The sequence below is a fragment of the Janthinobacterium sp. 35 genome (assembly GCF_002754575.1).
GTDB classification, from domain to species: Bacteria; Pseudomonadota; Gammaproteobacteria; order Burkholderiales; family Burkholderiaceae_D; genus Janthinobacterium; species Janthinobacterium tructae.
In genome coordinates this window covers 1388942-1401684 of record NZ_PEFN01000001.1, presented here as the reverse complement: position 1 = coordinate 1401684, position 12743 = coordinate 1388942, and the positions used below count along the sequence as shown (strand labels likewise).

The 12743-nt window shown below is 52.2% G+C and carries 9 protein-coding genes and 1 tRNA gene; 7 read left to right on the top strand and 3 right to left on the bottom strand.

Features of this window, described 5'->3' with window-relative positions; genetic code table 11:
* Positions 1-42: 42 nt before the first annotated feature.
* Positions 43-1584: a fumarate hydratase gene (locus CLU93_RS06335; RefSeq protein WP_071079163.1), complete on the bottom strand. Its 1542-nt coding sequence runs from the start codon at positions 1582-1584 to the stop codon at positions 43-45.
* A gap of 71 nt (positions 1585-1655) precedes the next feature.
* Positions 1656-2270: a YqhA family protein gene (locus CLU93_RS06330; RefSeq protein ID WP_099760432.1), complete on the bottom strand. Its 615-nt coding sequence runs from the start codon at positions 2268-2270 to the stop codon at positions 1656-1658.
* A 294-nt stretch (positions 2271-2564) separates the two neighbouring features.
* Between CLU93_RS06330 and acs the strand changes: the two genes are divergently transcribed.
* The 3 genes from acs to CLU93_RS06315 all read left to right on the top strand — a co-directional run bounded on the left by acs (position 2565) and on the right by CLU93_RS06315 (position 5720).
* A complete protein-coding gene (gene acs, locus CLU93_RS06325) occupies positions 2565-4571 on the top strand; it encodes an acetate--CoA ligase (protein ID WP_099760431.1) in 2007 nt (668 codons plus the stop codon).
* Between the two features lie 190 nt (positions 4572-4761).
* A tRNA-Ser gene (locus CLU93_RS06320) sits at positions 4762-4852 on the top strand.
* Between the two features lie 319 nt (positions 4853-5171).
* Positions 5172-5720, top strand: coding sequence for a transposase (locus CLU93_RS06315; protein ID WP_257224898.1), 549 nt, complete (start codon positions 5172-5174; stop codon positions 5718-5720).
* Positions 5721-5996: 276 nt separating this feature from the next.
* Here CLU93_RS06315 and CLU93_RS27840 read toward each other — a convergent pair whose 3' ends face one another.
* Positions 5997-6341 (bottom strand): hypothetical protein, encoded by a 345-nt coding sequence (locus CLU93_RS27840; protein WP_143451714.1) that lies wholly within the window; start codon positions 6339-6341, stop codon positions 5997-5999.
* Positions 6342-7194: 853 nt separating this feature from the next.
* Here CLU93_RS27840 and CLU93_RS06310 point away from each other — a divergent pair.
* From CLU93_RS06310 to CLU93_RS06295, 4 genes are read left to right on the top strand one after another with little or no spacing between them, the layout of a single operon-like run.
* The gene (locus tag CLU93_RS06310) at positions 7195-8544 is read left to right on the top strand and encodes a hypothetical protein (protein ID WP_218968327.1); all 1350 of its coding nucleotides are present in this window, start codon (positions 7195-7197) and stop codon (positions 8542-8544) included.
* Position 8545: 1 nt separating this feature from the next.
* Positions 8546-9502 (top strand): phosphoribosyltransferase-like protein, encoded by a 957-nt coding sequence (locus CLU93_RS06305; protein ID WP_099760429.1) that lies wholly within the window; start codon positions 8546-8548, stop codon positions 9500-9502.
* Complete coding sequence (locus CLU93_RS06300) at positions 9499-11508, top strand: ORC-CDC6 family AAA ATPase (RefSeq protein ID WP_143451713.1); 2010 nt, start codon at positions 9499-9501, stop codon at positions 11506-11508. Before CLU93_RS06305 ends, CLU93_RS06300 begins: the two co-directional genes overlap by 4 nt.
* The gene (locus tag CLU93_RS06295; RefSeq protein WP_099760427.1) at positions 11509-12459 is read left to right on the top strand and encodes a hypothetical protein; all 951 of its coding nucleotides are present in this window, start codon (positions 11509-11511) and stop codon (positions 12457-12459) included. It abuts the gene before it with no gap.
* Positions 12460-12743 lie beyond the last annotated feature (284 nt).

The following is a 12743-nucleotide window of genomic DNA, read 5'->3' as shown; positions in this document are numbered from 1 at the left end:
GCCGCGCTGATGTTGCCGCGCGGCGTCTATGGTAGAGCTTGTTTAAGCGACCGTCACGGGAATCTTGCTGACGCTATTGAGTTGCTCGATCTTCGCCTGCCACTCTTTCGGACCCGTGTTGTGCACCGAAGTGCCTTTCGCATCCACGGCCACCGTCACCGGCATGTCGACGACGTCGAATTCGTAGATCGCTTCCATGCCCATGTCGGCAAAGCCCAGCACCTTGGCGTGCTTGATGGCTTTCGACACCAGGTAGGCGGCGCCGCCCACAGCCATCAAGTAAGCCGACTGGTGGCGCTGGATCGATTCGATGGCGACGGGGCCACGTTCGGCCTTGCCGATCATGGCGATCAGGCCCGTTTTTTCCAGCATCATGTCGGTGAACTTGTCCATGCGCGTGGCGGTCGTCGGACCGGCCGGGCCGACGGCTTCGTCGCGTACCGGGTCAACCGGGCCGACGTAGTAGATCACGCGGTTTTTGAAGTCGACCGGCAATTCTTCGCCTTTGGCCAGCATGTCCTGGATGCGCTTGTGCGCGGCGTCGCGGCCCGTCAGCATCTTGCCGTTCAACAGCAAGGTCTGGCCCGGCGTCCACGAAGCGACTTCTTCCTTCGTCAGGGTGTTCAGGTCGACGCGTTTGGATTTTTCCGTGTCCGGCGTCCAGTGCACTTCCGGCCACGACGACAGCGACGGCGGCGTCATGTAGGCAGGGCCGGAGCCGTCCAGCACGAAGTGGCCGTGGCGCGTGGCGGCGCAGTTCGGGATCATGGCGACCGGTTTCGATGCGGCGTGCGTCGGGTGCATCATGATTTTCACGTCGAGCACGGTCGTCAGGCCGCCCAGGCCTTGCGCGCCGATGCCCAGCGAGTTGATCTTGTCGCACAGCTCGATACGCAGTTCTTCCAGCTTGTTTTGCGGACCGCGTTGTTTCAGCTCAAACATGTCGATGTCTTCCATCAACACTTCTTTTGCCATCAACATGGCTTTTTCAGCCGTGCCGCCGATGCCGATGCCCAGCATGCCAGGCGGGCACCAGCCGGCGCCCATGGTTGGCACCGTCTTCATGACCCAGTCCACCAGCGAATCGGACGGGTTCATCATGATCATCTTGGATTTGTTTTCCGAACCGCCGCCCTTGGCAGCGACTTTCACGTCGACGGTATTGCCTTCGACCAGTTCCATGTGCACCACGGCTGGCGTGTTGTCCTTGGTGTTCTTGCGGTCGAAATGCGGGTCGGCCACGATGGAGGCGCGCAGCTTGTTGTCGTCGAAGTTGTACGCGCGGCGCACGCCTTCGTTGACGGCGTCGGTGACCGTGCCGGAGAAGCCTTCGAAGCGCACGCCCATGCCGATTTTCAGGAAGACGTTGACGATACCCGTGTCCTGGCAGATAGGACGCTTGCCTTCCGCGCACATGCGCGAGTTGGTCAGGATTTGCGCGATCGCATCTTTTGCCGCCGGGCTTTGCTCGGCCGCGTAAGCGCGCGCCAGGTGCTCGATGTAATCAGCAGGGTGGTAGTAGCTAATGTACTGCAACGCTGCGGCGACGGATTCGATCAGGTCTTCTTGCTTTATGACAGTCATGGTGTTCTCGCGGTGGATAAGAAGGGTAAGACTTTGATGCTGTTTGCTAATCAGTATGGGAGCGCCGGAACTTAGTGGGGCGCCCTGGCTTGGTTCTGCGTCACCGTCATAATGCGATCCGTGTACGCAATCGCCATCGCCGACAGGATGAAGACCATGTGTATCACCGTTTGCGCGATGATCACTTCGATCTTGTACGAGTTGGCGTTGATGAAGGTCTTCAGCAGGTGGATGGACGAGATGCCGATGATGGCCATCGCCAGTTTCGTCTTCAGCACGGACGCATTCACATGCGACAGCCATTCCGGCTGGTCCGGATGGTCGTCCAGGTGCATGCGCGAGACAAACGTTTCATAGCCGCCGATGATGACCATGATCAGCAGATTCGAGATCATGACCACATCGATCAGGCCCAGTACCACCAGCATGATGGTCGCTTCATTGAGCTTGGTCGGCAGGGTGCCGCCCGGTACGGCCACGGCCGTCAGGACGTGCTGCAGGGCCGCGTCATTGCCGAACACGGCGCCGATCAGGTCCGACAGTTCCACCCAGAAGTGAAATACGTACACGCATTGGGCGAGGATCAGGCCCAGGTACAGCGGTAGCTGCAGCCAGCGCGACATGAAGATGAAGGCGGACAGGGGATGCAGTTTGCTATGGGAGGGCTTTTGTGAGTGGTCGATCATCTGGAGTTTCCTGGGGGTAAATACCAATTTTTGGTATGCCCGACATTTTACACTCGCTGCTGATCACTGCGCATGCCCTCGATTTCGATTCTTGGCCTTGATGAAACACAAAGCGACGCCAGCTAATTGACTTGATATCAGTTTTTCCATCCAGAATGCTGGGCGGCGTACGCTTGACGCCCGTCGCCGGTGGCGATTATGGTTAGAATGGATCGAGGAAAACGCTGCATGTAAGGCGTCCGTAAGACAGCAGGAATATTGTGTTAACAAACAATTACTACACTGGAGACTAGCATGGCCGCTATAGAGAACCAAGGGCAGGGCACTGAGCAGCAGGGACCGGAAGAGTCGCGCGTATTTCAACCGTCGGCAGCGTTTGCCGCACAGGCAACGATTTCCGGCATGGACGCCTACCGCGCCATGGTGGCCGATGCCGAACGCGACTACGAAGGCTTCTGGGCCAAGCTGGCGCGCGAAAACCTGAGCTGGAAAAAGCCGTTCACCCGCACCCTGAACGAAGACAACGCGCCGTTCTACAAGTGGTTCGAAGACGGCCTGCTGAACGTGTCCTACAACTGTCTGGACCGCAACATCGAAAATGGCCTGGGCGACAAGACGGCCATCATCTTCGAAGCGGACGACGGCACCGTTACCAAGGCAACGTATACCGAACTGCACGAAAAAGTCTGCAAGTTCGCCAACGGCCTGAAAGCCAAGGGCATCGCCAAAGGCGACCGCGTCATCATCTATATGTCGATGTCCGTCGAAGGCGTTGCTGCCATGCAAGCCTGCGCGCGCATCGGCGCCACTCACTCCGTCGTGTTCGGCGGCTTCTCGGCAAAATCCTTGCAGGAACGCATCATCGATGCGGGCGCCGTGGCCGTCATCACGGGCGACGAACAATTGCGCGGCGGCAAGAAGCTGCCATTGAAATCCATCGTCGACGAAGCGTTGGCGCTGGGCGGCTGCGAATGCGTGAAAAACGTCATCGTGTATAAACGCACGGGCAGCGACCTGCCGATGGTAGCTGGCCGCGACACGTGGCTGCACGACCTGGTCGAAGGCCAGAGCGCGCAATGCGAGCCGGAATGGGTCGATGCCGAGCATCCACTGTTTATCTTGTACACCTCCGGTTCGACGGGCACGCCGAAGGGTGTGCAGCATTCGAGCGGCGGCTACCTGCTGTGGGCCGCGCTGACGATGAAGTGGAGTTTCGACATCAAGCCCGACGACGTGTTCTGGTGCACGGCCGACATCGGCTGGGTAACGGGCCACAGCTACATCGCGTATGGCCCGATGGCCGTGGGCGCCACGCAAGTGGTGTTCGAAGGCATCCCGACCTACCCGAACGCGGGCCGTTTCTGGGAAACCATCAAGAAGCACAACGTCAGCATCTTCTACACGGCGCCAACGGCCATCCGTTCGCTGATCAAGGCGGCTGACGTGGACCCGAAAGTCCATCCAAGCAACTACGACCTGAGCAGCCTGCGTTTGCTGGGTACGGTTGGCGAGCCGATCAATCCGGAAGCGTGGATGTGGTACTACAAGCACATCGGCGGCGAGAAATGCCCGATTGTCGATACCTTCTGGCAAACGGAAACGGGTGGCCACATGATCACCCCGTTGCCAGGCGCCACGCCGATGGTCCCCGGTTCCTGCACCCTGCCATTGCCGGGCATCATGGCCGCCATCGTCGACGAAGCGGGCCAGGACGTGCCGAACGGCCAGGGCGGCATCCTGGTGGTGAAGCGCCCATGGCCATCGATGATCCGCACGATCTGGAACAACCCCGAGCGTTTCAAGTCCAGCTATTTCCCGGAAGAACTGGGCGGCAAGATGTACCTGGCGGGCGACGGCGCCATCCGCAACAAGGAAACGGGCTACTTCACCATCACGGGCCGCATCGATGACGTCTTGAACGTGTCGGGCCACCGCATGGGCACGATGGAAATCGAATCGGCCCTGGTGGCCAACCCGCTGGTGGCCGAAGCGGCCGTGGTGGGCCGGCCGGACGACACGACAGGCGAATCGATCTGCGCCTTCGTGGTGCTCAAGCAAGCGCGTCCGACAGGCGAGGAAGCGAAACGACTGGCGCTGGAGCTGCGCAACTGGGTCGGCAAGGAAATCGGCCCGATTGCGAAACCGAAGGAAATCCGTTTCGGCGACAACCTGCCAAAAACCCGCTCCGGCAAAATCATGCGCCGCCTGCTGCGCGTGCTGGCCAAGGGCGAGACGATCACGCAAGACGTCTCGACCCTGGAAAACCCGGCGATTCTGGATCAGTTGAAGGAAACGTCTTAATTGACAGGCCGGTGCCTCCGGAAGGGCCGTGCGCCGCACTGGCGCGCATCCTTCCGGCGGGCCTGGTCAAACTTTTACCCCTGGGTAAATAACTTTGGCAGTCTGTAGAATCTTTGCTATAATCTGCGGCTTCGCGACAAGCGATATGCAGTACACAATGTGAGCAAGCAAGACGCGCGCATTGCCTTCAGGAGAGATGGCTGAGCGGCTGAAGGCGCACGCCTGGAAAGCGTGTATAGGGTAATACTCTATCGGGGGTTCGAATCCCCCTCTCTCCGCCACAGACGAAAAAGAAAAAGCTACCCTCGGGTAGCTTTTTTTTTTCGTCTGTAGGCGGAGAGAAGCACGCCCCCTGCGGGGCGTGCGCGGGGGATTCGAAGGGTCGGGCCTACCGGCCCGGCCCTCTCCGAATCGACCAACTGCTGCCGCTGCGCGGCAGCCCCGCGCGCCTGCGGCGCGCGTTCGTGGCTCTAATTAGGTTTCGACTGAGCGAGCTTCTACGGCGCTCAATGCATCAGTTCGTGTACGAATGCCGGACCTGACCCCGACACGTGTGTCAATCAGTTTCTGCAAGCCGGGCTACAAGAGCAGATCGTCACCTTGCGCGCACCGGACAAGCGTGATGCCCACGACTATGAATGCACGCGAGAGCCGCAGACCGTGCGCCTGATACGCCACGTCGCCTCGACCGGCAAGGTGCGTGTCCTGATGACCAATTTGCTCGACGCTGAAGGCTTTCCGGCCGCGCTGTTTGGCGACCTGTATCACCAACGCTGGCGCATCGAAGAAGCCTTCAAACGCCTCAAGCATCGCCTCAACCTGGAGCACGTGACGGGCCTGTCGCAGCAAGCCGTCATGCTCGATCTGGCCGCCAAGGTGCTGTGCGACAACCTGCAGGCGCTAGCCTGCTGTGCCGCCCAACAGCATCATGCTTTGCCGCCTGGCAGGCGCATCAATCGCGCCTATGTCCACTCGATACTCAAACCGCTCTTGCCCTCGTTGCTGCTTGGGTTGGCAGCAGTGCACCTACTCGCCGACGCGCTTGTCCTGATTGCCAGGCGAACATTTCAACATCGCCCGGGGCAATCAAGATCACGTCAAACGAATGCTTACAAGCCCCATAAATACATGACTTACAAGACAACTTGAGGACAATTATGCTTAACTTGGGTGGATTGAGGTCCTAGCGGGGGCTTAAAATAAAACCCATAAATTTGACATGGCTTCGCTTATGTCTATGCTATTTCCCTCTTTACTACCATTAAAATTTCTGCCTTAAAATTTTTATGTATTAATTTCTTGACGTACTGCCTTGCGTTAAAATATTAAACCCATGAACCCGGCTGGGAGCTCCTACTTAATTTTCTGCGAAAATAAAGCAGGCATAAAAAAGCACTCCGGGGAATGCCTTTGGAATGGACGGAATTATTTAGGCGTATGAGAATTATTTTTTTCAAGAAAAGGAGTCATGGCTGAAATTAATCTTTCATTTTTATTATAAAAATTAATCAAATAATCAATACTAAAATCTTGCTCATCCAATTTATCTATTTTTAGTGCCTGCAACACTCCTTTCTCCAATTCCGGAGTGTACGGATAACTTTCAACCACTCCATCTACTGTAGAAATAACAATGCAGATTTTACGACCATTATGCGTAACGACATAAGCGCTAACAATATCTTTTGCCGTCAAAGTTGTTCCGGCAACAGTCGCTATTCCGTTCATACGAATCCTCAGTTGAGTTAAAAGTATTTTCCACCATTTCATATGCAATTCTCCATTTGAGAAAAACATACAAAAATTATTCTGCTTGTCAAGTGCCGTAGGCTAGGTTTTGAACGGCTACGACCGTTCTTCGGTAGCTACAAGAAGACAGTTTAATAGTACACAAATGCCGATGATATGGCTACAATGACAGGTGTCACAACAAGGGGTACCCGAATTTTTGGGACACTTTAACGCTGACAAGAAAAAAAGTATTTGTAATCAAGAGCTTAGGATGATGGTGGTACGTATCCCCCTCTCTCCGCCACAGACGAAAAAGAAAAAGCTACCCTCGGGTAGCTTTTTTTTCGTCTGTACGCGGAGAGAAGCACGCCCCCTACGGGGCGTGCGCGGGGGATTCGAAGGGTCGGGCCTACCGGCCCGGCCCTCTCCGAATCCACTGACTGCTGCCGCTGCGCGGCAGCCCCGCGCGCCGAAGGCGCGCGTTCATGGTTCCAATTAGGTTTCGACTTAGCAAGCTTCTACGGCGCCCAGCGCATCAGTCTGTGTCCAATTGGCGGACCTGACCCCGGCACCCGTGTGACCCCGGCACCCGTGCCTGAGTCCGTGTCCGAATGGCGGACCTGACCCCGTCACGCCGTCACGCGGAGCGAAATCGAATAGTGTTGCTTCCCCGGAGGAGTGGGCGAGCGGCTCTGAAACGCTGCGTGACCTCGCACATGCAGCAGAGGCATTCAGCGCGTTCAAGCGGTCACAACGTCCCATACCCTGCCATCGCGTAGCATCTGACACATCTCGTCGCATTTCTTTCAATTCCTTGAGGTAAAATGTGTGCAATAGCTAATCTATCTCATACATGCAACCTACCATTCTCACTTCGCGTCAAGACCTTGAGTTGCACAAGAGCAACCTTGGTATCGTCGATACAAGCTTGTTAATTGAAGAATTAAAGCGTGCCTACGCTCGGGATAATTTTCCGGTTAAAGTCAACTTCAGGCAATTAGTGAGTTGGCTTAAAGCCGGGGACCAGCTAACGCATCAGATCCACCCATACCCAGCGAAGCTATTGCCTCACATAGCGCATTTCTTCGTTCGCTGCAACATGTATGGCGGAGCAAAGCAAGTTCTGGATCCGTTCTGCGGATCTGGAACCGTTGCATTGGAAGCATCGCTGGCCGGACACAACGCCTTGGTCGCAGATGCAAATCCACTTGCATTATTGCTAACCAGGGTCAAGACGACTCCTTACGATGTGCAGCAGCTCAGAGAAGCCACCCGAAGAATTGTCGAGCGTGCTGCTCGTCTCCGCACCGCGCCTGAGATTCTCGTCGTCAACAGTGAAAAGTGGTACGCACAAGATGTCAAGCGTCGGCTTGAAATACTTCTCCGTTCTATTAAAGAATACGATGACCCTCAAATTAAGGAATTTTTCCTCGTGTGCTTTTCGGCCACTGCACGCAAGGTAAGTCGAATTGATCCTGGAATAGCGGTTCCCGTAGTGTTGCGGACGAAGGATGCGTTTAGCGAACAGCAAAATCTCCGCATTCTAGAAAAGTTAGCATGGGTTGAAACCGCTCGCCCTTTAGACGAGTTTTTCCGCATTTGTCACGCTAATATTGCGCGGGTCGAGGCTGCAAATAAAGTAAACCCTGGGCGTAAAGCTGTGGAAGTGGTTAGTAACGACGCCCGCTCGCTTTCGTCGAACAAGATACCCCCTGCCGGGATTCCATTAATCATAACGTCGCCGCCATACGGCACAGCACAAAAATACGTACGCTCCTCCAGCCTCTCGCTGAATTGGCTAGAGCTTGTCCCTCCTGATAGATTAGCCGAGTTTGAAGGCCGTTCAATCGGTAGGGAGCATTCGCCAGCTTATCGAAATGAGATAAGTATGCATGCGCTACCTTCAAATTTTGAATCGTTATTGGCAGAGGTGGGCCGTACAAACACTTTGCGTGCCCATATTACCCGTCAATATTTAATGGAAATGAAAGCTGCGCTCAGTGAGATGTATGATAAGTGCGCACTTGGAGGCCGGATTGTAATAGTTATAGGTAATAATGAAGTATGTGGTAACACCTTATTTACGAATGAATACATTTCCAGTGTGATGCAAGATCTTGGCTGCCACGAGGAGTTGGTTCTTATAGATCAAATTAAATCACGAGGCCTGCTAACCAAGCGAAATAAGACCGCATCAGTAATCGCTAAAGAATTCATTATGGTTTACAAAAAGGCCAAGTAGCATGCGTACTGATCTCGAAAGCACTATTCAAAAATTGTGTCGCCACGCTTGGGATGATGAAATCCAGTGGCCGCAAGTTGAACGCTGGCTAAACAATTTTCAAGGCGAGGTTGTCGACAGAGAGGACGAGCAACTTTATGCATTGTATGCGCTGAGCCGATTTATGTATTTTGGCCGCAGCCTCGTTCGGGAAATGCTTCGTTCGCTTTATAGAGATTATTTTGAAGCACCTATGAAGCAGCGTTTGCGGCGAGCCAATAATAATACAAGGGATGTTCTACTGCTCGACAATCTCTATCGTGATGAGCTTCATTCGACCCGATTTCTTGGGGTCGGCAATCCGGCAGAGAGCGGTGCGCACTTGCTTTATTATTTTCGGCAAGAGAATCAGTTGTCGAAAAATTTATTCGCGGACTTATCTTCTGCTTTCGAGCCCCAAGCGAGAAATGGGCAAACCGTTGGATTTGTTCCGCGCGATACAAAAATTAAAAGATATGTTTTCTTTGATGATCTCGTTGGATCAGGTACACAGGTTAGTCAGTACTTAAGCGGTTGCCTCCCAAGTATACGAGCGGAGGCTCCTGACGTCGAGTTAATTTACATGTGTCTTTTTGGAACGAAAAAGGGGATGGAAAGAGCAAATGAAGTAGATCTGTTCAACGGAAACGCTCAGTGTCTGTTCTTTTTAGACGATAGTTATAAGGCCTTTGAGAAAACCTCACGCTATTTCAAGTCTCCTCCAAAATGGTTTAACCACGACATAATGCGGCGCATAGCTGAGCACTATGGAGCAAAGCTTTCGGTCCATGATCCACTCGGATATAGAGATGGTCAATTGCTCTTGTCTTTTTCCCACAACACTCCAGACAACGCTCCACCTATTTTTTGGGACGAAAACTTCTATGTGCAGTGGGCTCCCGTTTTCTTACGCTATACCAAGAATTATCAAAAAATATGATTGCACATTCCAATCCATTTTCGCTTATAAAAGCTTCTGATATCACGGATCAGTTGATCAACGATCTTTGGGTAGAACTCGGCCACCTCGCGATTCACTCCATTATTGAACCGACCTCGACAAGATCAAAATTTATTTTGGGCGGAAAAGGAACTGGAAAAACACATATCCTTCGATATTATTCATACTCTGCCGTAAAGCTGCGGGGAAAAAGTAAATCAGGATTGGACATTATCGCGGAGAGCAAATTCCTTGCTGTTTTCCTTCGCGCATCAGGACTTGATGCGCCTCGATTTGAAATCCCTGGCATTGACACTTTCCAATGGCAACAGCTATTTTCCGTTTATCTTGAGCTTTGTTTAGCTCAGGCGGTGCTCGATGCCTTAGCAGATGTCATTGCCAGTACCCCGGGCGAAGTGTTCGATCAGGTCGAGTTCATTCAAGAGATCCAAACTAAATTGGCAGGAGCAGATTTATCGAATTGTAAGACGGTGGTGGATCTTAAACGTTGGGTTTTAGAGCAAACACGTAGCGTCGACGATGCTGTGAATAACGCCGCCTTTACGCGAAAGTTAGATGTTCGGGTCCCGTTCTCCATCGGTAAGTTCGCTATCCCGATTGCGCGTGCAATGGGAAAACTACATGTCAAACTTGAAGATATCCCTTTAATATATCTAATTGATGAGATAGAAAACTTCTCTGAAGCACAGCAACAGGTGGTTAACACGCTGATTCGCTATGGCGAAGGCTTAGCAACATTTCGCGTAACCGGACGGCTTTATGCTCGAAAGACTAAGGCGACATTAGCAGACGGTGAGGAGAACCGTGAGCACGCGGAATTTAAGACCGAAATCCTTGATGATAAACTCAGGAATTACTCGAAGTATCCCGAATTTTGTTCAAAGTTCGTTAGGAAGAGATTACTTTTAGCCGGAATGGGGAGCGCCGTTGCTAATGAAAATTTCTCGCCAGCATCATGTTTTGAAGAGATAGATCAATCTAACTTTTATAACGAAGCCATCAATTTACTTGGTGTCGCAGACGCGGTGCCACTATCTCTGAAGAACTTCAGCGAGGGGCTGCGCGCCTTGCTGAAAGACGCTGACACGGCTGGTTTGGCTCAGCAACTTACGTCTACGTTGACGCAGGGATTGCCGCCGCTGCTGCAAAAATTAAATATTGTTCTATTCTGTAAAAAACTGTCAAAGCGAACCAGGCTACCGCACTTAGCAGAGTCAATTAGGCAGATGTCTGATGCGTATTTTGAGAGCCGTGGACAAGCAAAAGGTCCTTATGCAACAGCGTACGGACATTACTCCGCCGATCTTTTTGCCCAAATTTGTCGGGACTCTCGTCGCGCCCTTGGCGTGCCGTACGCTGGATTTGAAGTGTTTACTCGTATGTCGTGGGGCAATCCTCGCAATTTACTGATTGTGTTAGGTCATGCATATGAAATAGCTCGATTTAAAGAAATCGACTTTATCAATGGTCGACCTCTTTCTATCCAACTCCAAACTCAGGCAGCTGTGGAAGCGGCACGCTTCGCCTTCGAAAACGATACGAATTACGGTCGTGTGTCTGATGTAGCTAGAGACGCTGCAAGGCGTTTGGGGGAATTCTTGCGCACTGCGCGTTTTTCACTACGTATCCCAGAAGTTTCTCCCCTCGCAGTCAGCTTTTCGGAGGACGACTTGAGTCCGGGTGCACGCGAGGTCTTGAATGCAGCACTAAATTACTCTCTTATTTATGAGGTTCATGACGGGCGCTCGGATAGAAACACTAAAACTTTGAATAGAAAAATTCAACTTAGTGCAATGCTGTCTCCTCGATGGCGTCTTCCTGTCGTTCGCCGCGGGGACATAAGCTTAAATCGAGAGCTGCTAGATGCCATTTTCATTGAGGGAAAGAGCGAGTCCTTTGACGCACTTCTGAAGGCGGCGAATCTACGCTGGAATAGTGTCATTCGCTCTCTTGGAACGGAAACCAGCCAACCAGCGTTATTCTAAATGATTGATTATTCAATTTACTATCAGCAAGAGCTTCAGCCAGACGAAATTGATGGCATTCCCCACCACGATATCTTTGTTTCTGCATTCAACTCTAGTGCACGTGTGCGAAAAGTGTATGAGCAGATTTCAGCTGATCGAAAATTATGGTTGGTCCACCCTGAATATCGATACAGCGCTGATCAATTGCCTAAAAATCAAGATATGGTTGTGCCAAAAGCCAACAACGAAGCTGAACAGGTATATGAGCTGTTAGCTTCTTTAGGATCCTTGGACGGAAAAACTCTGTGCGTCGACATCACTGGATTTATGAGGCATGTATTGATCTCATTAATGTCAGGACTCGCACGAGTCGGTGTAGCGCAAGTTACCGTCCTGTATTCTGAACCTGAGAGTTACGCGAAGCAAGAAGCAACTCAGTTCAGCACTAGTACATCAGGCACTGTAAGAACTATTTTCGGAATGCGCCAAACTAGAAATGAACAAGCTCCTGATGCATTAATACTTGGAGTTGGATTCGATGACAAGCTTATTAGTGAGGTAATCAATCATAAAGAACACTTGTTAGTATATCCGGTGTTAGGATTTCCATCACTAAGTCCCGATATGTTTCAACAAAGTGCCGTTAGGGCTGCTCGAAGTGCTGCACCGGCTCTTGATGAGGCTTGGATTACGAAAAGATTTTTTGCGCCCGCCAACAATCCATTTTCCACTGCGACGGTTGTGTCTGAAATAGTTAGACGTCTCGATTCAGCGGGCACTCCACCTAATATTTACTTGTCTCCACTGTCGACTAAAGTTCAGGTACTTGGTTTTGTATTGTATTGGATTCTAGAAGGACAGTATCGTGGAGCCGTATCGCCGCTTCTACCAGAATGTGACACTTACGCGCAAGAAACGACAATTGGACTCAAGCGGTTATGGAAATATGACGTTGAGCTTAAAGCTTAAATAGTTAAAAATATGCAGAGGCCCTAGCTGCAATGAAAAGGTTGTGAATAGATGCGGACACTTCATAATATTGCTACGACAAAAAATATTCCCTCCCGGCCGCTCCGGCTTCACACGGGAGGAGTTTGAGGGGCTCGTAATGGCGTGATTGGAACAACTGGGGCGCTATCAGTGAATGTCGCCAAGAGCAGCCGCAACTCAAGCTAGCCACCGGCTACCGATGGCTTGCGCAAGACGAATTCGCTACGCAAGCAGCCCTGCAACGAGCCTGGAGCCAAGTCTGG